Annotated in this window: 21 protein-coding genes; 16 read left to right on the top strand and 5 right to left on the bottom strand. The window is 71.5% G+C overall.

What is annotated here, in order from left to right; all coding sequences use genetic code 11:
* Positions 1-25 precede the first annotated feature (25 nt).
* The 4 genes from ACIGWZ_RS25225 (at position 26) to ACIGWZ_RS25210 (ending at position 4595) form a co-directional block, all read left to right on the top strand.
* Positions 26-1339, top strand: a complete 1314-nt coding sequence (locus ACIGWZ_RS25225) for an MFS transporter (RefSeq protein WP_400068304.1) — start codon at positions 26-28, stop codon at positions 1337-1339.
* 360 nt (positions 1340-1699) lie between these two features.
* Positions 1700-2209, top strand: a complete 510-nt coding sequence (locus ACIGWZ_RS25220) for a MarR family winged helix-turn-helix transcriptional regulator (protein WP_400068302.1) — start codon at positions 1700-1702, stop codon at positions 2207-2209.
* Between the two features lie 100 nt (positions 2210-2309).
* A complete protein-coding gene (locus ACIGWZ_RS25215) occupies positions 2310-2642 on the top strand; it encodes a DUF3817 domain-containing protein (RefSeq protein WP_400068300.1) in 333 nt (110 codons plus the stop codon).
* A gap of 252 nt (positions 2643-2894) precedes the next feature.
* Positions 2895-4595, top strand: a complete 1701-nt coding sequence (locus ACIGWZ_RS25210) for a methylmalonyl-CoA mutase (protein WP_400068298.1) — start codon at positions 2895-2897, stop codon at positions 4593-4595.
* Between the two features lie 192 nt (positions 4596-4787).
* Here ACIGWZ_RS25210 and ACIGWZ_RS25205 read toward each other — a convergent pair whose 3' ends face one another.
* Positions 4788-5381: a hypothetical protein gene (locus ACIGWZ_RS25205; RefSeq protein WP_400068296.1), complete on the bottom strand. Its 594-nt coding sequence runs from the start codon at positions 5379-5381 to the stop codon at positions 4788-4790.
* Positions 5382-5601: 220 nt separating this feature from the next.
* On the opposite strand from ACIGWZ_RS25205, the gene ACIGWZ_RS25200 reads away from it, so the two are divergent.
* From ACIGWZ_RS25200 to ACIGWZ_RS25190, 3 genes are all read left to right on the top strand, one after another.
* Entirely contained in the window at positions 5602-5940 is a 339-nt protein-coding gene (locus tag ACIGWZ_RS25200; protein ID WP_400068294.1) for a WXG100 family type VII secretion target, read from the top strand.
* An 86-nt stretch (positions 5941-6026) separates the two neighbouring features.
* The gene (locus ACIGWZ_RS25195; protein ID WP_400068292.1) at positions 6027-7202 is read left to right on the top strand and encodes a hypothetical protein; all 1176 of its coding nucleotides are present in this window, start codon (positions 6027-6029) and stop codon (positions 7200-7202) included.
* A 35-nt stretch (positions 7203-7237) separates the two neighbouring features.
* A complete protein-coding gene (locus ACIGWZ_RS25190; protein ID WP_400068290.1) occupies positions 7238-7606 on the top strand; it encodes a hypothetical protein in 369 nt (122 codons plus the stop codon).
* A 19-nt stretch (positions 7607-7625) separates the two neighbouring features.
* Here the strand turns inward: ACIGWZ_RS25190 and ACIGWZ_RS25185 are convergent, their stop codons facing one another.
* Both ACIGWZ_RS25185 and ACIGWZ_RS25180 read right to left on the bottom strand, forming a co-directional pair.
* On the bottom strand, positions 7626-9029 hold the full coding sequence (locus ACIGWZ_RS25185) for a sensor histidine kinase (protein ID WP_400068288.1): 1404 nt from the start codon (positions 9027-9029) through the stop codon (positions 7626-7628).
* On the bottom strand, positions 9026-9745 hold the full coding sequence (locus tag ACIGWZ_RS25180; RefSeq protein WP_400068286.1) for a response regulator transcription factor: 720 nt from the start codon (positions 9743-9745) through the stop codon (positions 9026-9028). The genes ACIGWZ_RS25185 and ACIGWZ_RS25180 overlap by 4 nt, the downstream gene beginning before the upstream one ends.
* Positions 9746-9808: 63 nt before the next feature.
* On the opposite strand from ACIGWZ_RS25180, the gene ACIGWZ_RS25175 reads away from it, so the two are divergent.
* Positions 9809-10963 carry a UDP-N-acetylglucosamine--N-acetylmuramyl-(pentapeptide) pyrophosphoryl-undecaprenol N-acetylglucosamine transferase gene (locus tag ACIGWZ_RS25175; protein ID WP_400068284.1) on the top strand — a complete coding sequence of 385 codons (1155 nt, stop codon included), beginning with the start codon at positions 9809-9811 and terminating at the stop codon, positions 10961-10963.
* Positions 10960-12009, top strand: coding sequence for an SDR family NAD(P)-dependent oxidoreductase (locus tag ACIGWZ_RS25170; protein ID WP_400068282.1), 1050 nt, complete (start codon positions 10960-10962; stop codon positions 12007-12009). The genes ACIGWZ_RS25175 and ACIGWZ_RS25170 overlap by 4 nt, the downstream gene beginning before the upstream one ends.
* A gap of 18 nt (positions 12010-12027) precedes the next feature.
* On the opposite strand, the gene ACIGWZ_RS25165 is transcribed toward ACIGWZ_RS25170, so the two are convergent.
* A complete protein-coding gene (locus tag ACIGWZ_RS25165; RefSeq protein WP_400068280.1) occupies positions 12028-12675 on the bottom strand; it encodes a TetR/AcrR family transcriptional regulator in 648 nt (215 codons plus the stop codon).
* A 404-nt stretch (positions 12676-13079) separates the two neighbouring features.
* Here ACIGWZ_RS25165 and ACIGWZ_RS25160 point away from each other — a divergent pair, with 404 nt between their 5' ends.
* The 4 genes from ACIGWZ_RS25160 to ACIGWZ_RS25145 all read left to right on the top strand — a co-directional run bounded on the left by ACIGWZ_RS25160 (position 13080) and on the right by ACIGWZ_RS25145 (position 17263).
* The gene (locus tag ACIGWZ_RS25160) at positions 13080-14051 is read left to right on the top strand and encodes a tetratricopeptide repeat protein (protein WP_400068278.1); all 972 of its coding nucleotides are present in this window, start codon (positions 13080-13082) and stop codon (positions 14049-14051) included.
* A gap of 619 nt (positions 14052-14670) precedes the next feature.
* On the top strand, positions 14671-15285 hold the full coding sequence (locus ACIGWZ_RS25155; RefSeq protein ID WP_400068275.1) for a DUF6230 family protein: 615 nt from the start codon (positions 14671-14673) through the stop codon (positions 15283-15285).
* 132 nt (positions 15286-15417) lie between these two features.
* Positions 15418-15987, top strand: coding sequence for a DUF6114 domain-containing protein (locus ACIGWZ_RS25150; protein WP_400068273.1), 570 nt, complete (start codon positions 15418-15420; stop codon positions 15985-15987).
* Entirely contained in the window at positions 15977-17263 is a 1287-nt protein-coding gene (locus tag ACIGWZ_RS25145) for a hypothetical protein (protein ID WP_400068271.1), read from the top strand. Before ACIGWZ_RS25150 ends, ACIGWZ_RS25145 begins: the two co-directional genes overlap by 11 nt.
* A 146-nt stretch (positions 17264-17409) precedes the next feature.
* Here ACIGWZ_RS25145 and ACIGWZ_RS25140 read toward each other — a convergent pair whose 3' ends face one another.
* Positions 17410-18183: a DUF4190 domain-containing protein gene (locus ACIGWZ_RS25140; protein WP_400068269.1), complete on the bottom strand. Its 774-nt coding sequence runs from the start codon at positions 18181-18183 to the stop codon at positions 17410-17412.
* 142 nt (positions 18184-18325) lie between these two features.
* On the opposite strand from ACIGWZ_RS25140, the gene ACIGWZ_RS25135 reads away from it, so the two are divergent.
* The 3 genes from ACIGWZ_RS25135 to ACIGWZ_RS25125 all read left to right on the top strand — a co-directional run bounded on the left by ACIGWZ_RS25135 (position 18326) and on the right by ACIGWZ_RS25125 (position 23033).
* Positions 18326-20509, top strand: coding sequence for an N-6 DNA methylase (locus ACIGWZ_RS25135; protein ID WP_400068266.1), 2184 nt, complete (start codon positions 18326-18328; stop codon positions 20507-20509).
* A 176-nt stretch (positions 20510-20685) separates the two neighbouring features.
* Positions 20686-21306: a hypothetical protein gene (locus tag ACIGWZ_RS25130; protein ID WP_400068264.1), complete on the top strand. Its 621-nt coding sequence runs from the start codon at positions 20686-20688 to the stop codon at positions 21304-21306.
* Positions 21303-23033, top strand: coding sequence for a protein kinase (locus tag ACIGWZ_RS25125; protein ID WP_400068262.1), 1731 nt, complete (start codon positions 21303-21305; stop codon positions 23031-23033). Before ACIGWZ_RS25130 ends, ACIGWZ_RS25125 begins: the two co-directional genes overlap by 4 nt.
* Positions 23034-23302: the final 269 nt, after the last annotated feature.

Below are 23302 nucleotides of genomic sequence, written 5' to 3'. Positions count from 1 at the left end.
CGCCCGCCCCCGGCACGCTGCCGCCATGCCCTCCACCACCGGGCCCGCACAGCCGGGCCGCGCCCCCGCATGCGCCGACGCGGCCGAGCGAACCGTCCCGGCCGGCTACCGCGCCGTCTTCGCCGTCCCCGAATTCCGCTGGGTCTTCGCCGCCCACCTCCTCTCCTCCCTCGGCGTCGTCGTCTGCGAGCTCGCCCTCACCCTCCTGGTCTTCGACCTCACCGACTCGCCCCTGCTCAGCGCGCTGACCTTCGCTCTCGGCCTGCTGCCGTACGTCGTCGGCGGCACCCTGCTGTCGGCCGTCGCCGACCGCTACCCGGCCCGCACCGTCCTGGTCGTCTGCGACGTCCTGTGCGCCCTCGCCGCGGCGGGAATGGTCGTCCCCGGCACCCCGATCGCCCTGCTGCTGTTCCTCCGCTGCGCGACCGCCGCCATCGCCCCCGTCTTCGCCGGCACCCGCGCCGGCACGCTCGGCGACATCCTCGGCGACGGCGAGCTGTTCGTGCTCGGCCGCTCCGTCATCCGCATCGTCAACCAGGGCGCCCAGCTGGCCGGCTTCGCCGCCGGGGGCATGCTGCTGGCCGTGGTGCCGCCCAGGGCGGTGCTCGCCATCACCGCCTGCACCTTCGTCGGCTCGGCGGTCCTGCTGCGCCTGGGCACCCGCGTCCGCCCCGCCCGTGACACGGCCCACGGCGCGCTCCTGGGCGCCTCCCTGGCCGGCACCCGCCGCCTGCTGGCCGACCGCCGGATCCGCGCCCTCCTCCTGCTCACCTGGCTGCCGCCCACCTTCGTGGTCGTCCCCGAGGCGCTGCTGATCCCCTACGGCGACCTCCTGGGCACCGGCCCGGCAGGCGTCGGCCTCCTCCTGTGCGCCATGCCCATCGGCGCGATCACCGCCGAAACCCTGGCCGGCACCTTCCTCAGCCCGCGCGCCCGCACCCGCCTCACCTTCCCCATGGGCCTCTTCGCCGTCCTCCCTTCCCTGGGCTTCGCGCTGCGCCCCTCCCTCGGTGGGGCGGTCCTCCTGCTCGTCCTGACCGGCACCGGGATCTCGTACAACTTCGGTGTCGACCGCTGGTTCGTGTCCTCGGTCCCCGACGAGCTGCTGGGCCAGGCGATGACCGTGATGCAGGCGGGCCGGATGACGATCATGGGCCTGGGGATGAGCCTCGCCGGGGTGGCCGCCGCATACGCGCCGCTCCAGGTGGTGATGCCGGCGGCGGGCGTGGTCGGCTCGGCGTGCGTGCTCGCAGTGATCTTCGAGGTGCGGCGCACGGCGGCGGACGGCCCACGACGGACCCGGCTCCCGGCGGCGGGGGGAGCGGCCGGGCCGACGTGAGGGCTTCGGGGGGAGGGGCGACGCGGCTCGCCTGCCCCCGCCTTCCTGTCGCCCGCCTCGCGCCTCCGGTCCGCCACCCGGCCTTCCTTCTCGCAGGTGTCCGGCCGTCGGCCTGGCCTTCCCCTTCCGTCCTCTCCCGTCTTCTCCTGTCCTCTCTCCCGTCCCTCGCGCCCTCCCTCCTCCTGGCTTCCTTATTTCGGGAACGATTACGGAGAGTGATTGGTTCCCTGGAGATTTTTACGGTGGGTAGCGCATGGGCGGTGAGGAAGCCGCGGGCATGGCCTCGGAGGGCGAAGGGCCTCGGGGACCGAAAGCTGAGACAAGGCTGACCACGATATGACCGGCGGGTAGGGTCGAGATGTGCCGAAGCCGCTCAGCCTTGCTTTCGATCCCATCGCGCGTGCCGACGAGTTGTGGCAGCAGCGGTGGGGCGCCGTGCCCTCGATGGCCGCCATCACGTCGATCATGCGGGCCCAGCAGATCCTGCTGGCCGAGGTGGATGCCGTGGTCAAGCCGTACGGGCTGACCTTCGCGCGCTATGAGGCGCTGGTGCTGCTGACCTTCTCCAAGGCCGGCGAGCTGCCGATGTCCAAGATCGGCGAGCGGCTGATGGTGCACCCGACCTCGGTGACGAACACCGTCGACCGGCTGGTGAAGTCGGGTCTGGTGGCCAAGCGCCCGAACCCGAACGACGGCCGCGGCACCCTTGCCTCCATCACCGACAAGGGGCGCGAGGTGTGTGACGCGGCCACCCGCGACCTGATGGCGATGGACTTCGGGCTCGGTGCGTACGACGCCGAGGAGTGCGGCGAGATCTTCGCGATGCTGCGCCCGCTGCGCGTGGCGTCGGGGGATTTCGCGGAGGAGTAGCCGAGCCGCCGCGGGGCCTCGTCGCGCAAGGGGTGGCCGGCCCTTCGGCGCGCGGGGGGTGGCGAAGATCGCCCCGGAACGGGCCGTTACGCTCAGGGGCATGAAGCGAAGCGTCCTGACCCGATACCGGGTGATGGCCTACATCACCGCCGTGATGCTGCTCGTGCTCTGCGCCTGCATGATCTTCAAGTACGGCTTCGAGATGGGTAAGGACCTCACCCTCGTCGTCTCCCAGATCCACGGCGTGCTCTACATCATCTACCTGATCTTCGCCTTCGACCTGGGCTCCAAGGCCAAGTGGCCGTTCGGGAAGCTGCTGTGGGTGCTGGTCGCCGGGACGATTCCGACGGCCGCCTTCTTCGTCGAGCGCAAGGTCGTCCGCGAGGTCGAGCCGCAGCTCGCGGAGGCCGCGCCGCAGCCGGTCAAGGTCTGAGGACCGGCTACCGCTCCTCCTCCGAGGCCGATGGGGCCCGGCAGCGGCTCTCGTCCGCTCTCCGCGTTCCCCCACGGCTCTCCGGTGGCTCTCTTCGGATCGTCCGGTCCTCTCCGACGCGCCTGTCCCCCCTGTGGCGGACGGGCGCGTTCTGCCGTTCCATGGTGCGCGAGGGGCCCACGGCGCGGCGTCCGCGACTTGGTGGCGGCTTCCCATCGACAATTACTAGGACGTCCTAGTAAATTTGAAGGTATGGACGCTGACGCGATCGAAGAGGGCCGCCGCCGCTGGCAGGCCCGGTACGACTCCGCCCGGAAGCGGGACGCGGACTTCACCACGCTCTCCGGCGACCCTGTGGAGCCGGCGTACGGTCCCCGGCCCGGCGACAGCGTCGAGGGCTTCGAGCGGATCGGCTGGCCGGGCGAGTACCCGTTCACCCGCGGTCTGTATCCGACCGGCTACCGCGGGCGTACGTGGACGATCCGCCAGTTCGCGGGCTTCGGCAACGCCGAGCAGACCAACGAGCGCTACAAGATGATCCTCAAGGCGGGCGGCGGCGGCCTCTCGGTCGCGTTCGACATGCCGACGCTGATGGGACGGGACTCCGACGACCCCCGCTCGCTCGGCGAGGTCGGCCACTGCGGCGTCGCCATCGACTCCGCGGCCGACATGGAGGTCCTGTTCAGGGACATCCCGCTGGGTGATGTCACGACGTCCATGACGATCTCCGGGCCCGCCGTCCCGGTCTTCTGCATGTACCTGGTCGCCGCGGAACGGCAGGGCGTCGACCCCGCCGTCCTCAACGGCACGCTCCAGACCGACATCTTCAAGGAGTACATCGCCCAGAAGGAGTGGCTCTTCCAGCCCGAGCCGCATCTCCGCCTGATCGGCGACCTGATGGAGCACTGCGCCCGCGGCATCCCCGCGTACAAGCCGCTCTCGGTCTCCGGGTACCACATCCGCGAGGCGGGCGCGACGGCCGCGCAGGAGCTGGCGTACACCCTCGCCGACGGCTTCGGCTATGTGGAGCTGGGGCTGAGCCGCGGCCTGGACGTCAACACCTTCGCCCCGGGCCTGTCCTTCTTCTTCGACGCCCATGTCGACTTCTTCGAGGAGATCGCCAAGTTCCGGGCGGCGCGCCGGATCTGGGCCCGCTGGATGCGCGACGTCTACGGCGCGACCAGCGAGAAGGCCCAGTGGCTGCGGTTCCACACCCAGACCGCCGGCGTCTCGCTGACCGCCCAGCAGCCGTACAACAACGTCGTACGGACCGCGGTGGAGGCGCTGGCGGCGGTGCTCGGCGGCACCAACTCGCTGCACACCAACGCCCTGGACGAGACCCTGGCGCTGCCCAGCGAGCAGGCCGCGGAGATCGCGCTGCGCACCCAGCAGGTGCTGATGGAGGAGACCGGCGTCGCCAATGTGGCGGATCCGCTGGGCGGTTCGTGGTTCATCGAGTCGCTGACCGACCGGATCGAGGCGGACGCCGAGAAGATCTTCGACCAGATCAAGGAGCGCGGCGCGCGGGCGGTCCCCAACGGCCAACACCCGATCGGCCCGATCACCTCCGGCATCCTGCGCGGCATCGAGGACGGCTGGTTCACCGGCGAGATCGCCGAGTCCGCCTTCCAATACCAGCAGTCCCTGGAGAAGGGCGACAAGCGGGTCGTCGGCGTCAACTGCCACCACGGCTCGGTCACCGGTGATCTGGAGATCCTGCGCGTCAGCCACGAGGTCGAGCGCGAGCAGGTACGCGTCCTGGCGGACCGCAAGGCGGCCCGCGACGACGCCCGGGTGAAGGCGTCGCTGGACGCCATGCTCGCCGCCGCCCGCAACGGCGGCAACATGATCGAGCCGATGCTGGAGGCCGTACGGGCCGAGGCGACGCTCGGCGAGATCTGCGGGGTGCTGCGGGACGAGTGGGGGGTCTACACGGAGCCGGCAGGGTTCTGACGCTGCTCATGCTCATGGAGGGCGGGACCGTCGTGCTGACGGCCCCGCCCTTTCCGTGTCTCAGCTGCCGGTGGTGAGGGCGGAGCCGAGGGCCGGGCCTGGCCGCGGGCAGCGCCGGGAACGCCGCCGTACGAGGACGCGAAGTGGTGGACGGCGGATGGCCGGGCGACGGTGGGGAGTTGTGCCTGGGGGTCAGCCGGACAGGGTGAAGGCAAGCACGGGACTCAAGGCCATGCCGACGAGGGCCACCGCCGCGATGGTGATGACGGTGGGGCGGGTCGCCGTGCCCTTGGTCGAACGCCAGGTCTCCTTAAGGGTCTTGCCGTTCTTGTCCAAGCGTGTGATGAACCAGAAGAGCACAAAGGCGTCGGCGAGCAGGCACGCGAAGCCGATGAGGAACTTCGTCATGGCCTCGCGGGGGCTGTTCAGCATGACGGAAGCGCCGGTCCGCTGGGTCGAGAATTGATGCCCCTTGGGGTACGCCTTCTCGAAATCACTCATAGAGGAATTGTCGTCGATCGCGATCTTGTTGTCGGTCGGGCGGAATGTCCCGCTGCAGGTGTAGCTGTGCGAGGTGGAACCGCCATGCTTGCCGGAGGTGGTGTGATGGGTGACGAGATGGCACTCCCTGACCGTGAACGTTCCGTGCGTGCCCACCACGCCTGCCTGGTTCAGCCCCAACCAGAAGGAAACGCAACTCGCCGCCACCAGCATCACGATGGAGAGCAAATGGAGGAACCGGCCCCACAGTCTCTTCACTTCGGCTACGCGTTCAGACTGGGACATGGTGGATATTTCCTTTTCTTTTCGATTCGGGGGTAGAGGAAATCGCTGTCGGGGGTTCTGTCGCGTAATGGGTGATGCGCCGTATGTGGAGGTGATCTTCACGGCCCTCCCGCCCGGCGGTCGCGGCCATCGGATACCGTACGCCATAGGTTTTATGCAATCCTTGCGAGATCCGTACGCATTCCTGTCAACTCGCGTGAACGCAGATCAAGGGGGACCCGTGGCGGGCTCCGGCTACGATGTGGATCCGGCCGTCCTCAAGGCGCAGGGCGGTGTCTTCAAGGGCATCGGCTCCGATTTCGGCAGTGCGGCCAAGAAGTTGGCGGCCACGCTCAAAGAGGCCGAGGACTGGGGCGACGACGATTTCATCAAATACTTCATGGACGTCTACGCTCCGCTGAGTGCAGGTCTTGTGGAGTCGATGCCCACTCTCGGTGAAGGTATCTCCACGATCGGGGAAAAGCTCGAGGCGACGGGCGAGCATTACGCCACCACCGAGCAGGATCAGCACGATCACCTCGCCAAGTACGCGGCGAGCCGCCCCAAATTCGCGAATTGACGTCGATTCAGCTCGGGACGCCCCCGCATACACCCCATACGCCGACGAAAATACGCTTCCCGGGGGAGTGACTCATAGTGGCCATCATGCTTCCGACCGAGGTCGACTGGGTTCTCGATCTACTGGGCTTCCAGTGGCCCAATATCGACGAGGACAAGATGCGCGACGCGGCCGAGGCCTGGAGCAGCTTCGCCGCCTCCGTGCGCGAGGCCCAGCAGCAGGGAGAGAGCGCCACCCAAGCGGTGCGCGGCGCCAACTCCGGGGACGCGATCGAGGCATTCGAGAACAAATGGAAGAAGTTCTCCGGGGACGGATTTCTCGATGAGTCCGCCGAGGCCGCCGAGGCGCTCGCCGTGGTGCTCCAAATTGTGGCCGCGATCATCATGGTGATGAAGATCGCGGTGATTGCCCAACTCATCGCGCTGGCCATCGAGTTCGCCGCGGCCCAGGCCGCCGCGCCGGTCACGCTGGGCGCCTCCGAGGCCGGGGCGGCCGCCGCCACGGCGACGACCCGGGTCATGGTCCGCCAGATCATCAGCAAGGCGAAGGACCAGATCATCCAGGCCATCAAGGACGCCATCGCCAAGAAGGTGAAGCGGTCGGGCAGGGAGATCGTGATCGATCTGGCCAAGGAGCTCGGCATCGACGCCGGCAAGAAGCTCGCCGGGAACCTCGCCACGCAGGGGATCAAGAGCCACTTCGGGGCGCAGAAGGGCTTCAAGGCCGGGGATGCGTTCGACGCCGCGGCCAAGCCCTTTGTCGACAAGGGCAAGGAGGTCGTCGACGGCGTCAAGGGTGTCGGCGAGGTGGGCCAGGGGCTTGGAAAGATGGCGCAGGGCGACTTCGCCGAGGGCGCCAAGCAGGCCTATGAGGGGGAGCAGAAGGTCGCCAAGGTCGCCAAGACCGCTTACGGCGCCGCCTACAAGGACCCTGAGCCGGGCACCTCGGGTTCCGGCACGTCGTCGGAAGGCGGCGACGGCGGCTCGTCCGAGGGCGGATCCGGCTCCTCGTCGTCCTCTTCCTCGTCCTCGTCCGAAGGCGGGTCCGGCGGCTCGTCGTCCTCCGGCAGCGGCTCCGACGGCGGCTCGTCCGAGGGTGGCTCCGGCAGCTCGTCGTCCTCCGGCGGCGGCTCCGACGGCTCGAACGCGTCGTCCACCGCCTCCGCGGGCGGAGCGGCCAGGTCCCGCGCCGAGAGCAACACCAACACCGACAACGACGGCGGCCAGGACGAGGCCGCACGCGTCCGCAACGCCTTCGGCTGACGCAGACCCGTACCGCCCGACAGGAGCCCACCACCATGGCCAGCAGCAACAACGGCTTCACCAGCCCCGGCGACCGCGAATACCCCATCGAGGAGAGGGACCTCGCCGAGGAGCAGAACGAGCACCTCACCTCCGCTCTGCGTGCCGTGCGCAACAACCCCGACGCGCCCTCCGAACTCCAGGACATCGCCCGCAAGATGCTCGGCGGCCGGGTCGAGCTGAAGGACGTGCTGGACGACCCGTCCGGCTACCGGGCGCTGACCGACGGCATCTCCGGGATGCGGGACAGCTGGCGCTCCATGTCGCCGCAGGACCGGCAGGCGCTGCGGGCGGACATCGAGGAGAAGGCCGAGCAGGCGGAGGCCGAGGGCGTCGGCGCCACCTACCGGCCCCGCGAGGCGTAACGGCGCCGCACCGTCCCCGTCAGGCGGTCCCGGCCGGTACCCGCAGTCGGAACAGCGCGCCGCCGCCCGGTGCCCGCTCCGCCGTGAGTTCGGCGCCATGGGCGCGGGCGATCTGGCGGGCCATGGCCAGGCCGAGGCCGGAGCCGGGCAGGGCGCGGGCCGCCTGGGCGCGGTAGAAGCGGTCGAAGACATGGGGGAGGTCGGCGGCGGCGATGCCGGGCCCGTGGTCGCGTACGGTCAGCTCCAACTGCCCCGAGACAAGGGCGAGTTCGGTGTCGACGGGGCCGCCCGGCGGGGAGAACTTGGCGGCGTTGTCGAGGAGGTTGGACAGCAGCCGGGTCAGGCGGGCCGGTACGCCGGGGACGGTGACGGCGGCCGCGGCCTGCTCGATGCGGGCGGTGAAGGCGATCTCCGGCCAGTGTCCGCGGGCCGCGCCGACCGCATGCTCCAGGAGGGCGGCCGGGCGCACCTGTTCCACCAGGGGCTGCGGCTCCTCGTCGCGGGCCAGCTCGATCAGGTCGTTGACCAGGGTGGTGACCTCGCGCAGCTGACGGCCGAGGGCGGCGGCGGCGCGGTCGCGCTGGGCGTCGGTCAGGCGGTCGGCCCGGGCGAGGAGTTCGGCGTTCGTACGGAGCGCCGTCAGCGGGGTCCGCAGCTCGTGGGAGGCGTCGGCGACCAGGCGGCGCTGGGAGGTGACGGACTGTTCGAGTTCGCCGAGCATGATGTTGAAGCTGGTGGCGAGGCGGGTGACCTCGTCCTCGCGGGCGGTCGGGCCGGACGGCAGCTCGATGCGGTGGCGGGCGTCGCGGGTGGCGGCGATGCGTTCGGCGGTGGCGGTGAGCCGGGCGACCGGGGCCAGGCCCGTACGCGAGACCCAGTAGCCGAGCGCGGCGGCCAGCAGCACCCCCGCGCCGCCGACCGCGGACAGCGCCCAGGCGGCGTGCCGTACGCCCCGCTCGACGCTGTCGGAGCGCAGCGCCACCTGGAGCGCCTGGTCCCGGTGCGCGAGGTGCGTGGTGAACATCCGGACCGGGTGCCCGGCGACCGTCAGGTTGGTGTAGTACGCGGGATGGTGCCCGGCGGCGACCTGGCGGGCGGCGGTCCCGAGCGGGAGCGCGTAGCGCTCGTGCGGGTCCTTGGCCGGGTCTGACGGCACGATCTGGACGCAGGGCACGGCCTGGTACCGGCAGGAGGCGTCGCCCGCGGTCGGGCCCCAGCCCCGGGTCTGCTGGGTGAGCTGGGTGGCCGTCTGGGCCAGGTTGAGGTCGAGCTGACGGGTCATCTGGATGCGGATGATGACGAACGCGGCCGCGCAGACGCCGACGGCCACCAGCGCCACCGCCGCCGAGGCGGCCCACGCCAGCCGGGTACGCAGCGGGCGGCGGCGCACCCAGCGCCCGCCCAGCCCGCGCCGGCCGGTCATGCCTCCTCCGGCGCGCCCAGGCGGTAGCCGACGCCGTGCACGGTGTGCACGATGCGCGGTTCGCCGCCCGCCTCCAGCTTGCGGCGCAGATATCCCACGTAGACGGCGAGGGAGTTGGAGTCCGGGCCGAAGTCGCGGCCCCAGACCCGCTCCAGGATCACTTCGCGCGGTATCACCTGCCCCGGGTGCAGCAGGAGCAGCTCCAGCAGCGCCCATTCGGTGCGGCTGAACTCCAGGGGGCGGCCGGCCCGGTGGCCGCTGCGGGTGCGCGGGTCGGCCACCAGGTCGCCGAAGGCCAGGGTGTCGTCGTCGGCGGCGGGGGCGGCGGCCCGGCGGAGCAGGGCGCGCAGGCGGGCCAGGAGTTCGTCCAGGGCGAAGGGCTTGACCAGGTAGTCGTCGGCCCCGGCGTCGAGGCCGTCGACGCGTTCGCTGACCGAGTCCAGCGCGGTCAGGACGAGGATGGGGGTGCGGTCGTCCAGCGCGCGCAGCCGGCGGCAGACGGCCAGCCCGTCCAGGACCGGCATCATCACGTCCAGGACGAGGGCGTCCGGCTGCCAGGCGGCGACCTCGGAGAGCGCGGCCAGGCCGTCGGCGGCGCCGCGCACCGCATAGCCCTCGACGGCGAGTCCGTCCTCGACGGCGGCGCGCACCTCCGGTTCGTCGTCGACGACGAGGATCTTGGGGGCGGCGGGCGGCTTCGGTGACTGGTGCGGCATGCCCATAGGCTCCCAAACACCGCTCTTAGAAGCTTCTTAGGGCACTTGGCGAGCGTGGCGGCCATGCGCACACCACTCTCTGTCGTGATCGGTGCGGGCGGCACCGGCGGCCACATCTATCCGGGACTCGCCCTCGCCGACGCGCTTCGCCGCGCGGTGCCGGACGCGGTGATCTCGTTCGTCGGGACCGAGCGGGGGCTGGAGACCCGGCTCATACCGCAGGCCGGTTACCGGCTGCACACCGTCGACATGATCCCCTTCGACCCGTCCCTCGGCGCCCGGCGCTATCTGCTGCCGGCCGCGCTGCTCAGATCGGGCGCCCAGTGCCGGGCCATCCTCAAGGCGCAGCGCGCCCAGGTGGCCGTCGGCATGGGCGGCTACCCGAGCGCGCCGGTCATCGTCGGGGCGCGGCTGGCCGGGCTGCCGAGCCTGGTGCACGAGTCCAATGCGGTGCCCGGCCGGGCCAACAAGTTCGCGGCCCGGCTCACCCCGCATCTCGCGCTCGCCTTCGATCGCAGCCGGGCGCATCTGGTGGGCGGCGAGCGCGCCGAGACGGTGGGGATGCCGCTGGTCGGCCCGCTGGCCGGGCTGGACCGGGCGGCGCTGCGGGGCGCCGCGCGGCGGGAGCTGGGTGTCCCGGACGGGGCCCGGCTGCTGCTGGTCAACGGCGGGAGCCTGGGCGCGGCCCGGCTCACCGAGGCCGCGGTGGGGCTCGCGGGCCGCCATCGGTCCCGTTCCGATCTGCGGCTGCTGATCAAGACCGGGCCGGCCGCCCTGGAGGAGACCCGGGCGCTGCTGGCGGCGAACGGCGGGGCGGCGGTCGCCGAGGCGGTGCCGTATCTGGACCGGATGGATCTGGCCTACGCCGCCGCCGATCTGGTGGTGTGCCGGGCCGGTTCGGCGACCGTCGCGGAGCTGGCCACCATCGGGATGCCCGCCGTCCTCGTCCCGTATCCGCATGCGCCCGGCGACCACCAGACGCACAACGCGCGGGTGCTCTCCGATGCCGGGGCGGCGCTGCTGCTGCCGGACGCGGAGACCTCGGCGGAACGGCTGGACGCGCTGGTCACCGCGCTGCTCGCCGACCCGGCCCGGCTCGCCGCGATGGGCGCGGCGGCCGACCCGGGCACCCACGCCCGCGCCGCCGACCTGCTGGCCGCCAAGGCCCTGGAGCTGGCGGGCCACCCCCACCCCATGACGATCAAGGAGTCAGCATGACCAACAGCACGGGCAACAGCATGAACAGCCCTCTGGGCGACGGCGGTACGTCGGCGCGGTGGTCGGGCCGCAAGGTCCTGGTCACCGGGGCCGAGGGCTTCATCGGCGCCACCCTGGTCGACATGCTGGTCGAGGCCGGCGCCGAGGTGCGCGCCTTCGTGCACTACAAGCCGTACGCGGAGAAGGGCAATCTGGCGCGCTACCTGGAGCGGCCCGGGAGCCCGGTCGAGATGGTCGCGGGAGACGTCCGGGACGCGGGCCGGGTGAGCGACGCCGTCGCCGGGTGCGACACCGTCTTCCATCTCGCCGCGCTGATCGGGATCCCGTACAGCTACGACGCGCCGGGCGCCTATGTCCAGACGAACGTCGTGGGGACGGAGAACATCGCGGAGGCCTGCCGCCGGCATGCCGTCCGGCGCCTCGTCCACACCTCCACCAGCGAGGTGTACGGGACGGCGCTGACCGCCCCGATCAGCGAGGAGCACCCGCTCCAGCCCCAGTCGCCCTACTCCGCCTCGAAGATCGGCGCCGACATGATGGCGCTGTCGCACTGGCACGCGTTCGAGCTGCCGGTGACGGTCGTACGGCCCTTCAACACCTACGGCCCCCGGCAGTCCGCGCGCGCCGTGATCCCCACGATCCTGGCCCAACTGCACTCCGGCGCCCGGCAGATCAAGCTCGGCTCGCTCACCCCGACCCGGGACTTCACCTATGTGACGGACACGGCGGCGGGCTTCCTGGCGATGGCGGACTGCGACCGGGCGCTCGGCCAGGTCGTCAATCTCGGCACCGGACGGGAGATCGCGATCGGGGCGCTCGCCGAGGCGCTGATCGCGGCCTCGGGACGGGAGGCGGAGGTGGTGGTGGACCCGGCGCGGCTGCGGCCCTCCGGCAGTGAGGTCGAGCGGCTGCTGTCGGACAACTCCCGGGCGCGGGAGTGGGCCTCGTGGCGGCCGGAGGTGTCGCTGGAGGAGGGGCTGGCGCGGACGTCGCAGTGGGTGGCCGGGAACCTGCACCTGTTCGCGGCCGACCGCTACCAGGTCTGAGCCGCGGCCCGGACCCCGTCAGCCCAGGCCGACCAGCCCGGTCAGCAGCATCGTCGAGAACCGGTGGGCCCAGGCGGGGTCCACCGGCTCGGAGCTGACCAGGGTGCGGTGGAGGATCGCGCCGGCGATGACGTCGAAGATCAGGCCGATGGCCTCCGCGGCGGCCTGCGAGCCCTCGGGGCCGGGGCTGTCGGGCGGTAGTTCGCCGCGTTTCTGGGCGCGTTCGCGGCCGAGGACGACCAGCCGCTTCTGGCGGTCGACGATCGCCGAGCGGATCCGCTCGCGCAGCGCGCAGTCGGTGGTGGACTCGGCGACCACGGCCATCAGGGCCGTCTTGGTCTCGGGCCGGGCGAGCAGCGCCCCGAACTGGAGCACCACGCCCTCGATGTCGTCCTTCAGGCAGCCCCGGTCGGGGAGTTCGAGCTCGTCGAAGAGGACCGCCACGGCGTCCACGACGAGCTCGTTCTTGTTGGCCCAGCGGCGGTAGAGCGTGGTCTTGGCGACGCCGGCCCGCGCCGCGACATCGCCCATGGTGAGTTTTCCCCAGCCCAGGTCGACGAGTGCGGCACGGGTCGCGTCGAGGATCGCGCGGTCGGCCTCGACGCTGCGCGGTCGGCCGATGCGGCCTTTCCGGGGGCTGGTGGAGTCGTGCATGCGGGCGACCATACCGGCCGGTAGGCACCCCGGCGGCGAGGCTCGTGAGGCAGATCACGTCGCGGTGGGCCCAGGCGGGGTGCCGAGCGGGGGTCGCGGGCAGTTACGCTACGGGTCGTAGCGTAAGAGCTCGCAGCGTACGGGCTCGCGCGGCGACAACCACAGGCCGTGGGTGGGGACCCACGGCCGGACGAAACGGTCCTCCTCGGGACCACGGCCGGTCCTCCTCGGACCGGCGCGGGCACCTTCCCGGACGTACGCCGGCATTCCGGCGGGGCGTACGCGAGGGACGGTGCCCGGCGGCAGGGCGACGGCGGTTCGGGCGGCAGCTGTGACCGTGCCATCCCGCCGCACTTTCCGCACCGCTTTTTCGGATCGCTTTTCGGAACAAGGCGCCCAGGGGGGAGGATGGACTCATGCAGCCACGCAACATGTCCATGAGTGGAGTCGTCGACCTCGCAGCGGTGAAGGCGGCCGGGGAAGCGAAGCAGAAGGCCGAACAGGCGCGCGCCGAGGCGGCCCGTACGGGGCAGGCACCCGCGGGCGGTGCCCGCCTGGTGTTCGACGTCGACGAGGCGGGTTTCCAGCAGGACGTCCTGCAGCGCTCCACCGAGGTCCCGGTCGTCATCGACTTCTGGGCCGAGTGGTGCGAGCCGTGCAAGCAGCTGGGTCCGCTGCTGGAGCGCCTCGCGACCGAGTACGCCGGCAAGTTCGTCCTCGCCAAGATCGATGTCGACGCCAACCAGATGCTCTTCCAGCAGTTCGGGGTGCAGGGCATCCCGGCCGTCTTCGCGGTGATCGCCGGTCAGCCCGTCCCGCTGTTCCAGGGCGCGGCCCCCGAGGCGCAGATCCGGCAGGTGCTGGACCAGTTGGTGCAGGCCGCCGAGCAGCAGTTCGGCATCGTGGGCGCGCCGGTCGACGCCCAGGCCGCGGACGAACCGCAGGCGGCCGAGCAGCCCGTGCCCGTCGGCCCCTACGACGCGCTGCTGGAGGCGGCGAGCCAGGCGCTGGACTCCGGCGATCTGGGCGGTGCCGTCCAGGCGTACAAGAACGTCCTCGCCGACGACCCGGGCAACCCGGAGGCCAAGCTGGGTCTGGCGCAGACGGAGCTGCTGCGCCGGGTGCAGGACCTGGACCCGCAGGCGGTGCGCAAGGAGGCCGCGGAGAACCCGGCGAACGTCGAGGCGCAGATCCGCGCCGCGGACCTCGACCTGGTCGGCGGGCATGTCGAGGACGCCTTCGGGCGGCTGGTCGACGCGGTGAAGCGGACCTCCGGTGACGACCGGGAGGCCGCGCGGGTGCGGCTGCTGGAGCTGTTCGAGGTGATCGGCTCGGACGACCCGCGGGTGACCGCCGGGCGCACGGCCCTGGCGCGCGTGCTGTTCTGACAGCCCCTCGTGTCACGGCGGCCGACACCGCCTGACCTCCACACCTCTCCCGGGGTGTCTCGCCAAACGGAATGGCGCCTACGTTTTACCAAATCTTGGTAATCGTAGGCGCTGTTACTTGGAGTAAGCCAAGCCGCCAATCTTGCGGTGTTGTGCCCGCAATTGACCGATGTCCCGTTGCGATCAGCGCGACGGTGTGTGCCCGTTCGGTATCAGTGGGTCGCGACTCGGTTATCGGTCCGTTACCCGCAAGTAACGAGCCCCTTGTGCGGCGGCTCCGAATGCACGACGATCGGCCACGCTCGGTCCCTTCCCGCAGCCCGGCATCCGGTCGGCGCAGCGGGGTACTTGGGTCCCCACCGAGTGGCCGGCGGCAGTGAGCGCCGGCCTTGGACAGGGGGGTCTCTGCCCCATCCGGCAGGGCCTGTCCAGTGCGGTTGCGCGAGAGCGTGGCCAGTGGTTGTCGCTCGGGGGTGATCGCCGGTAATCGGAACGCACATGGCCTCCGAGGACGGGCGCTCTCCTTCCCGAGGACGTAGCACTTCTCCCATCCCAGGTGCGGCTGCTCTCAACTTCGAGGGCGGGTACCGGAGATGTACGTCCGAGAAGGAGGAATGTCATGGAGTCCCTGGCTCGTGGCGGGACCAGATGGAAGCGGTTCGCCGTCGTCATGGTGCCGAGCGTTGCCGCGACGGCCGCGATCGGTGTAGCCCTCTCGCAGGGTGCGCTCGCGGCGTCGTTCAGCGTTTCCGGTCAGCAGTTCAAGGTCGCTACCGAGCGCCTGGACGGCACCGGATTTGTTCAGTACGGAGCCATTGACGCCCAGAAGGGCGGCAAGCAGGTTCCGGTGGCGGTCTCGGGATTCTCGAGCGCCAAGATCAAGAACCTGTGCCAGTCCGTCGTCGTGCCGGTCCCGGTGTTCGGCGATGTGTCGATGAAGCTGCAGGCCGGCGGCACCACGCCGGTCGAGGCCAAGAACCTCTACATCGACCTGGACCAGCTGGACGCGGACGCGACCTTCAACAACATCGACATCGGTGTTGCTGCAGGCTCGACGACCAAGGGTCCGGGCATGCACAAGGGCGACAAGGCCGACCCGGGCTCGTTCGCCCAGCAGGCCGAATCGGCCACGCTCACCAACGTCAAGCAGCGCGCCTGGGCCACCACGGCCGGCACGTTCAAGCTCAGCGGCCTGAAGATGAGCGTCGCCAAGGGCAAGAACGAGTGCTACTGACGCACTGAGCGTGCGGGCGCGGGGTGAGCTGTACGGCGACTCGAGCCGTGCCCCGTGCCCGTACGCCGGTTGCGCCACATAGGCACTCCAGTTCAGTACCACCGATTTGCCAGTCCCGAGGAGCTGTACAACATGAGCGCCGACACGCGACCACGGCTGATCGAGACCATCGGCCAGAAGCGCCTTTCGTTCCGGGAGTGGCGCGGCCGCCGCCCGTTCTGGGGCGGCATGCTGGCTCTGCTCGGCGGCGTCCCGATCATGTACTTCCCCTACGCGCATCTCTCGCTCGGCGGTATGACCCTCAGCATGGCGACCACCGCCGGCGCCGGCTCGCTGATCATCGGCGTACTGCTGGTCGTGCTCGGTCTCACCATGTGGTTCCAGCCCGTCTCGCGGGTGTTCGCGGGTGTGGCGGCGATTCTGCTCTCCCTGGTCTCCCTGGTCGTCTCGAACTTCGGCGGCTTCCTGGTCGGCTACCTGTTGGGGCTGATCGGCGGTGCGCTGGCGGTCGCCTGGGCGCCGGGTAAGCCGGAGAGCAAGAACGACGCCGGTGAACCGGCCCGCGACGTGGTCGCCGGACCGGTGGTCGCCACCAACCCCGCACCGGCCACCGGTGGCGGTTCCGGGTTGGGCTTCGGACTGGACGACCTGTCAGGAACGAGCCCGACCAACGGATCGAACGGGAGGCACCGTGCCGGGTGACGAGCTGCACGAGAACGCAGCCGCCGGGCCGAGAACCGGACCGCGCCACGCGGCGCCGAGGAAGCCGCTGCTGACTCGGCTCCACGTGCCCGCGGGCAAGGCGATAGCCATCGCCGCGATGCCGTCCGCCGTGCTCATGGGTATGGGGCTCACGCCCCAGATGGCGATCGCCAAGCCGGCGCCCAAGAGCCCCTTCAAGGACGGCCCCTGCGTCACTGCCCCGGACAAGGTGGAGGGCAAGGACACCAAGGCCAAGCAGGACGCCAAGGCGAAGGACGACGCGAAGGCCAAGGAGGACGCGAAGGCCGGGCAGGACGCCGCCAAGCCGTCCGCCAAGCCCTCCGCCTCGCCCTCCGCGGACGCGGGCAGGACGCCCGAGCCCACGCCGTCCGGCTCCGCGAAGACCGACGAGCCCACAAGCTCCGCGACCCCGTCGCCGTCGGCCTCCGAGGAGAAGGACGACGGGGGCCTGCTGGGCCTGGGTCTGGGTGAGAAGATCAAGGACTTCTTCACCCCGGACGACAAGGAATCCACCGAGCCGAGCCCCTCGCCGTCCGCGTCCACGGACACCGAGGCGAAGGACTCCGCGGCAAAGGATTCCGCCACCGAGTCCCCCGCGGCGGGTTCCGGGACCGACAAGGTCACGGACACGGTCAACGGCCTCAAGGACGGCGCCACCAGGGCCGTCAAGGATCCGGCCCGGGCGGCCAACGACACCGTCCACGGTGCCGTCGGCACGGTGGACAACGCCCTGCCCGGCGGCGGACTCGACGGCAAGGACGCCAGCGGCAAGCAGGCGTTCCCCTGCGTCGTCAAGAACACGCAGAAGGGCAAGGACGAGCAGACGCCCGCCACCCTGCCCGACGCCCCCTGGCACCTGGAGTCCAGCGGGCTCACCCTGCGCGGTCTGGACTACGCGGGCGTCGTCAACGTCACCACGCAGAGCGGCCACACCAAGCAGGCTCTGAAGTTCACCGCCGACAGCATCGACATCGGCGATCTGCACCAGATCGTCGACGACCCGGCGTCCGGCAAGAAGTACCACGTCCGGTCGACACCGGGGTCGACGTCCACGATCCGCGGCGGCAAGGTGACGCTGTACACCGAGCGGCTGCAGGGCAATCTCTTCGGTCTGATCCCGATCGTCTTCGACCCGGAGCACCCGCCGCCGATCAATGTCTCGTTCGCCTACTTCACCAAGGTGAAGCTCGACCAGGCGGGCCAGTTCGGCGGAAATCTCCACGTCCCCGGTATGCATGTGACCATCGAGGACTGACCGGAAGCGCCGGCCCGGTGCCGGCGCTCCCCGGAAGCTGTGGAAACGGGGGGGGGGGGGCCCCCCCCCCCCCCGGGGGGGGCCCCCCCCCCCGGGGGGGGGGGGGCCCCCCCCCGACGCGCTGTTGTGCAGAGGGAGTCCGAGGCTCAGAGCTTCAGCTTCCACGTCGCGTCGGTGAGCCCGATGTCCGGCGTGACCTTGATCGTGAGCTCCTTGGTGGACGGCGGCGCGTCGAAGACCATCTCCACGCTCGAGGTCTCACCGGGGTCGAGCTGCTTCTCCCACTTGTGGTGGAGGATGCCGTGCGTGTTGTCGTCGACCTCCTCGGCGTTCTTCCCGTCGGCCTCCGCCTTGGTCAGCATGAGGGGGTCCGAGTACGCCTTGTCGCCGTCGTTCTTGACCGAGATGGTGACCTTGTAGGCCTTGTTGCCGTCGGTGTGGCCGCTGACGACGGTGTTCGGGTCGACGGTGTACGCGGCCGGCTTCGAGACGGTGACCTTGAGGCCGTTGTTGTACTTCGCCGCGGAGCCCACGCCGAGGTCCTTGGTGGCGCTGCTGCTGCCCGTCTGCTTCTCGATCTCCTTTGTGGCCTCGTCGACCGCCCCCTTGACCACCAGCATGGAGACGATGACGCCGACGATCGCCAGGATGATCGCGAGGGCGCCCAGGATCGTGCCCGTCACCGCCACACCCTTGTTGGTGGCCTGACCCTTCTTGACCCGGCCCATGCCCACGATGCCGAAGATCAGGGACAGGACGCCGAGCGGCCCGGCTATCCAGAACAAGAACATCGGGATGCCGCTGAGCGCACCGATGATGCCGAGGACCAGAGCGGCGACGCCGAGGCCGTTACGGGCCGCCTGCGGGGCCGGTGCGCCGTGTGGGGCGGGTGCTGGCTGGTACTGCATCTGCTGAGACATGCGGGAGTGGCCCCTTCCGGGCGCTGAATCGAGTCCGCTGAAGCGATGGGTCAATAACAGCAGAGCGTGTGAATCGAGTCAACACGAACACGCGGAGATTACTTGTTCACGATGTGAAGGGATGGCTCACGCAAGGATGGGTATGCTGCTGACACAGTGGTCACGCATCGGGACGGGAGCCAGCCAGGTGCCGGACATCGCACCAACGGAGAACGCGACGGACCGCCCCACCGAGGTGACCGCCGCCGGTATCGCGCGCCTCGCCGGGGTGGGCCGGGCCGCCGTCAGCAACTGGCGCCGCCGGCACGCCGACTTCCCCAAGCCGGTCGGCGGCACGGAGACCAGCCCCGCCTTCGCCCTCCGTGACATCGAGCAGTGGCTGCGCGACCAGGGCAAGCTCGCCGAGGTGCCGCTGCGCGAGCGGGTCTGGCAGCAGATCGCCGGACATCCGGCCGGCGCCGCGGGCGCGCTACGGCAGGCCGGCGCCGTACTGCTTCTCGTCCGCGACCGGCCCGCGGCCTGGAAGCAGCTGCGCGGCGCCTCCGACGACGCCGATCTGACCGGCGTACTGCCCGCGATGCTCGACTCCGTCCTCGCCGCCCGGCTCGGCGACGGCCACCCCGTACACGGCCTGACCCGGGAGGCGCTCGCCCCCTCCGCCGCCCTGGTCCGCGCCACCGCCGACCTCGCGGCCCTGGACGGCGCCCCCGAGGCGTACGGGTTCCTGCTCGGCCGTCATCTGGACGCCAACCCGCGCCAGTACACCCTCACGCCGCCCGGCCCGGCCGCCCTGATGGCCGAACTCGCCGCCCTGGACGGCGCGTTGGGCTCCGTGCTCGACCCGGCCTGCGGCGCCGGCGGCCTGCTGACCGCCGCCCGGGAACGGGCCGCCGCGCAGCCGGACGCGGCCCCCCTCGCCCTGTACGGGCAGGAGGCCGATCCCGACCTCGCCGCGCTCACGGCGCTCCGCCTCGCCCTCGACGTCGCCGACGCCCAGGTCCGGGTGCGCGCCGCCGACACCCTGCGCGCCGACGCCTTCCCGAAGCTGGCCGCCGACGCCGTCCTGGCCCACCCGCCGTTCAACGAACGCAACTGGGGCCATGACGAACTGGCCTACGACCCCCGCTGGGAGTACGGCTTCCCGGCCCGCACGGAATCCGAACTCGCCTGGGTCCAGCACGCACTGGCCCGCCTGCACCCCGGCGGCACCGCCGTCCTGCTCATGCCGCCCGCCGCCGCCTCCCGCCGCTCCGGCCGCCGCATCCGCGCCGATCTGCTGCGCCGCGGCGCCCTGCGCGCCGTCATCGCGCTGCCCGCCGGCGCCGCCCCGCCCAACGGCATCCCCCTCCACCTGTGGGTGCTGCGCAAGCCCGACGGCAGCGCACAGCCCACCCCGCACCTCCTCGTCGTCGACACCGCAGGCCTGGCCCCCGCCGCCTCCGGCGGCCGCGACAAGCTGGACTGGGGGGCCGTCCGCGCCGCCGCCGTCGACGCCTGGCAGGCCTTCGACCGCGACGGCGGCGTCGAGGAAATGCCCGGCGTACGGCGCTCGCTGGCCGCCATCGACCTCCTGGACGACGATGTCGACCTCGCCCCGGCCCGCCACCTCCCGCCGCCCGCGGCGGCCGGCGGCCCCGCCGAACTGGCCCAGGTCCGCGACCGGCTGACCGACACTCTCGCCCGCACCACCCAGCTCACCCCCCGCGCCGCGTCCCAGGACGCCGCCACCGCACCGGGCCCGGCCCGCTGGCCGCTGACCACCCTCGGCGAACTCGCCCGCTCCGGCGCCCTGGTGCTGCGCGCGGGCGGCGCCGGCACCGCGCTCCCCGGCGTCCCGTACGCCGTCCTGACCGACCATGACGTCATCGCCGCCACCGGCCCCACCGGCACCCTCCCGGAAGCCGCCCCCGCCACCCCCGCCGAGGAACCCGTCCTCGTCCTGGAAGGCGATGTGGTCGTCCCCGTCCTCGGCGGCGGCGCCATCGCCCGGGTCGTCGACGCTGCCACCGCCGGCGCCGCCCTCGGCCGCAACCTGACCCTGCTGCGCCCCGACCCGGCCGCCCTCGACGCCTGGTTCCTCGCCGGCTTCCTGCGCGGCACCGCCAACAACCGCCAGGCCAGCAGCTACGCCTCCACCGCCACCCGCCTCGACGTCCGCCGCCTCCAGCTGCCCCGCCTCGCCCTCGCCGAACAGCGGCGCTACGGCGCGCGGTTCCGCGAACTGGCCGCCTTCGAGGAGGCCCTGCGGCTCGCCTCCCGGCTGGGCGAGCGGCTGGTCCAGGGGATGTACGACGGCTTCACGGACGGGTCGGTGGCGCCGGACTGACCCGCCCGGCCGACCCGCGGGGCACGGTGACGGCAGTTGCCCCGGCGCATTCCGCATAACCCCGGACGCGGCGCCGCGGTCGTATATACGCTCGTACGCTCGCAGGTCCCTATGCGTCACCGTGCCCGCGCCCCCTCGCGGGCACGGTCGCCACCGTTGATCCACCAGGAGCAGCAATGCATGCCCCCGCCCCGGCACCCCCGCCGCACCGTCCACCGGCGACGGGGGTGGTGGTCCTGCTGCGCGTGGTCTTCGTGGCCGTCACGGTGGGCAGTCTGGGCCTGCTGGCCTGGGCGGCGATGCTGCGGGCCGCGATCGTGCAGCGGCGGCCGCTGGGCTGGTGGCTCTTCGGCGCCGATCTGGCGGTGCTCGCGGGCGTCTGCTTCCTGGTGCTCTCCTACGCCGAGACCGACTGGCGCACGAACCTCGCGGTGGGGGCGCTGCTGCTGCAGATGACCGGCGCGGTCGCGTACTACCTGGTCGTCGACATCCGCGAGGCCGCACGGCCCGCCTACGGGCAGGGATACGCCCCGGCCCCCGCCCCGGCCCCGCACCCCTACGTCCCCCCGCAGCCGCCCGCCCCGCCCTCGCCGTACGCCCAGCAGCCCCGGCCCTACGCCCCCGGCACCCGCCCGTACCCGAATCCGAGCCCGAACTCGCACCCGCACCCGAACCCGAACCTGAACCCGAATTCGACCCCGTACGCCCAGGACCGCCCGCAACCGCAGCGCATCGACCAGGTCCGGGCCGAACTCGACGAACTCAGCGACTACCTCCGCCAGGAGGAACAACGGTGAACGGCCGCGTCATCGCCGGACGCTACGAACTCTCCGTCCTGCTGGGCCAGGGCGGCATGGGCCAGGTCTGGATCGGCTACGACCGCCGCCTGGACCGCCGCGTCGGCGTCAAACTCCTGCGCCCGGACCGGTTGGCGGGCACCCCCGACGGCGAGGAGATGCGCCGCCGCTTCGTCCGCGAATGCCGGGTCACCGCGCAGGTCGACCACCCCGGACTGGTCACCGTCCACGACGCCGGCAGCGACGACGAGGACCTCTTCCTGGTGATGCAGTACGTCGACGGCGCCGACCTCTCCGACCACCTCGCCGAACACGACCCCTACCCGTGGCAGTGGGCGGCCAGCGCCGCCGCCCAGCTCTGCGCCGTACTGGCCGCCGTCCACGCGGTGCCGATCGTCCACCGCGACCTCAAGCCCCGCAACGTCATGGTCCGCCCGGACGGCACCCTGGTCGTCCTCGATCTCGGCATCGCCTCGGCCCTCGACACCGACACCACCCGCCTCACCCACACCGGGTCCCCCCTCGGCAGCCCCGCCTACATGGCCCCCGAACAGGCCATGGGCGGCGCCGTCGGCCCGCACACCGACCTCTACGCCCTCGGGATCCTGCTGCACGAACTCCTCAGCGGCCAGGTCCCGTTCGCCGGCTCCACGGCCCTGGGCGTCCTGCACCGCCACCTGTACGAGGACCCGGTCCCGGTACGCCGCCTCCGCCCCGACGTCCCCGAACCCCTCGAAGCCCTGGTCCTCCGCCTGCTGCGCAAGGACCCGGCGGCCCGCCCCGCCGACGCCCAGGAGGTCTACCGGGCGCTGGCCCCCCTCCTCCCCGCCTCCGAATCCGGCTCCCGCGCGAGCCACCACCCGCTCACCCCGCTCGCCCCGATGGACCCCACCCGCCCCTTCCGCCAGCCGCACGCCCCCTGGCCCGTACGCGCCACGTCCCCGGCATCCGGCCCTGTCGGCCCGTCCGCCCCGCCACCCGCGCCCGCCCAGGCCGCAGCCGGAAGCGCCCCCACGGCCCCCGCCCCCCGTTCCTCCCCCGACCCCCGCTCCTCCTTCGCCACCCTCACCCCCCGCGCCGCGCCGCCCACCCCGTCCCCGTCGACCGGGCCGTCCTCTTCCGGACCTACGTCTTCCGGGTCGTCCTCCTCCGGGTCGTCCTCCTCCGGGCCGGACGTCGCCGCCGCCGTCGACGAGGTCAAAAGCCTCCTCGACCAGGGCCGGATCACCCGCGCCGTGGACATCCTCGGCGGCATCCTCCCGACCGCAGCCGCCCGCCACGGCCGGAACTCCCCGGTGGTCCGCACCCTGCGCAAGCAGTACGCCGCCACCCTCATGGACGACGGCCAGTACCGCCGCGCCCTCCCCGAACTCCGCCTGCTGGCCGAGGAGTTCGCCAAGGAAACCGGCCCGGCAGCCACCCGCCAGTCCCTCCAGTTCCACTACGAGGCCGCCCAGTGCCTGGAACAACTCGGCGAGGTCACCCAGTCCCTGGAGGAATACCGCGCCCTCCTCCCGTACTTCGAGCGCTACCCGGACGACCCCGCCCGCCCCCTGGAGATCCGCCGCTCCATAGGCCACCTGCTCCTCGCCCAGGGCGAACGCGACGCCGCCCAGGAATGCCTGTCCAGACTCCTCTACGACGCGGAGCGCCTGCACGGCCCGCACCACGCCTTCCCGGAGGAGGTACGGCGGACGCTGCAGTGGCTGGGTCAGGTACGGGGGTGAGGCACTTCATCACCCACCGGACCATGCTCGGAAATCGGCTCGCCGGCCTCACAAGGGTCACCTCGAAGGCATAAATAATCACCGACCAAAGCCGTCAAATCGCCGAATTTGCAGCGATTATTGGACTCAGTCAAGCGGTCGGAAATGTGCACTCCTCCGGGAGAATTGGCGTGATTGAACTCTTTGTTGGCGAGTAATAAGTGGGCGCCCGTGCCCTCAACTTGCTTAAGATTGTGGATGATTCATGCCTGGCCAGATGTCACGGCCAG

The organism is Streptomyces sp. NPDC053427, assembly GCF_044544985.1.
Taxonomy (GTDB): domain Bacteria; phylum Actinomycetota; class Actinomycetes; order Streptomycetales; family Streptomycetaceae; genus Streptomyces.
This window is presented reverse-complemented; position numbering and strand designations above follow the sequence as displayed.

Bases quoted from the DNA above. Each gene is read 5' to 3' on its own strand.
- ACIGWZ_RS25225 (WP_400068304.1), top strand. From the start codon at position 26: ATGCCCTCCACCACCGGGCCCGCACAGCCGGGCCGCGCCCCCGCATGC.
- ACIGWZ_RS25215 (WP_400068300.1), top strand. From the start codon at position 2,310: ATGAAGCGAAGCGTCCTGACCCGATACCGGGTGATGGCCTACATCACC.
- ACIGWZ_RS25210 (WP_400068298.1), top strand. From the start codon at position 2,895: ATGGACGCTGACGCGATCGAAGAGGGCCGCCGCCGCTGGCAGGCCCGG.
- ACIGWZ_RS25205 (WP_400068296.1), bottom strand. From the start codon at position 5,381: ATGTCCCAGTCTGAACGCGTAGCCGAAGTGAAGAGACTGTGGGGCCGG.
- ACIGWZ_RS25195 (WP_400068292.1), top strand. From the start codon at position 6,027: ATGCTTCCGACCGAGGTCGACTGGGTTCTCGATCTACTGGGCTTCCAG.
- ACIGWZ_RS25190 (WP_400068290.1), top strand. From the start codon at position 7,238: ATGGCCAGCAGCAACAACGGCTTCACCAGCCCCGGCGACCGCGAATAC.
- ACIGWZ_RS25185 (WP_400068288.1), bottom strand. From the start codon at position 9,029: ATGACCGGCCGGCGCGGGCTGGGCGGGCGCTGGGTGCGCCGCCGCCCG.
- ACIGWZ_RS25180 (WP_400068286.1), bottom strand. From the start codon at position 9,745: ATGCCGCACCAGTCACCGAAGCCGCCCGCCGCCCCCAAGATCCTCGTC.
- ACIGWZ_RS25175 (WP_400068284.1), top strand. From the start codon at position 9,809: ATGCGCACACCACTCTCTGTCGTGATCGGTGCGGGCGGCACCGGCGGC.
- ACIGWZ_RS25170 (WP_400068282.1), top strand. From the start codon at position 10,960: ATGACCAACAGCACGGGCAACAGCATGAACAGCCCTCTGGGCGACGGC.
- ACIGWZ_RS25165 (WP_400068280.1), bottom strand. From the start codon at position 12,675: ATGGTCGCCCGCATGCACGACTCCACCAGCCCCCGGAAAGGCCGCATC.
- ACIGWZ_RS25160 (WP_400068278.1), top strand. From the start codon at position 13,080: ATGCAGCCACGCAACATGTCCATGAGTGGAGTCGTCGACCTCGCAGCG.
- ACIGWZ_RS25155 (WP_400068275.1), top strand. From the start codon at position 14,671: ATGGAGTCCCTGGCTCGTGGCGGGACCAGATGGAAGCGGTTCGCCGTC.
- ACIGWZ_RS25150 (WP_400068273.1), top strand. From the start codon at position 15,418: ATGAGCGCCGACACGCGACCACGGCTGATCGAGACCATCGGCCAGAAG.
- ACIGWZ_RS25140 (WP_400068269.1), bottom strand. From the start codon at position 18,183: ATGTCTCAGCAGATGCAGTACCAGCCAGCACCCGCCCCACACGGCGCA.
- ACIGWZ_RS25135 (WP_400068266.1), top strand. From the start codon at position 18,326: ATGCTGCTGACACAGTGGTCACGCATCGGGACGGGAGCCAGCCAGGTG.
- ACIGWZ_RS25130 (WP_400068264.1), top strand. From the start codon at position 20,686: ATGCATGCCCCCGCCCCGGCACCCCCGCCGCACCGTCCACCGGCGACG.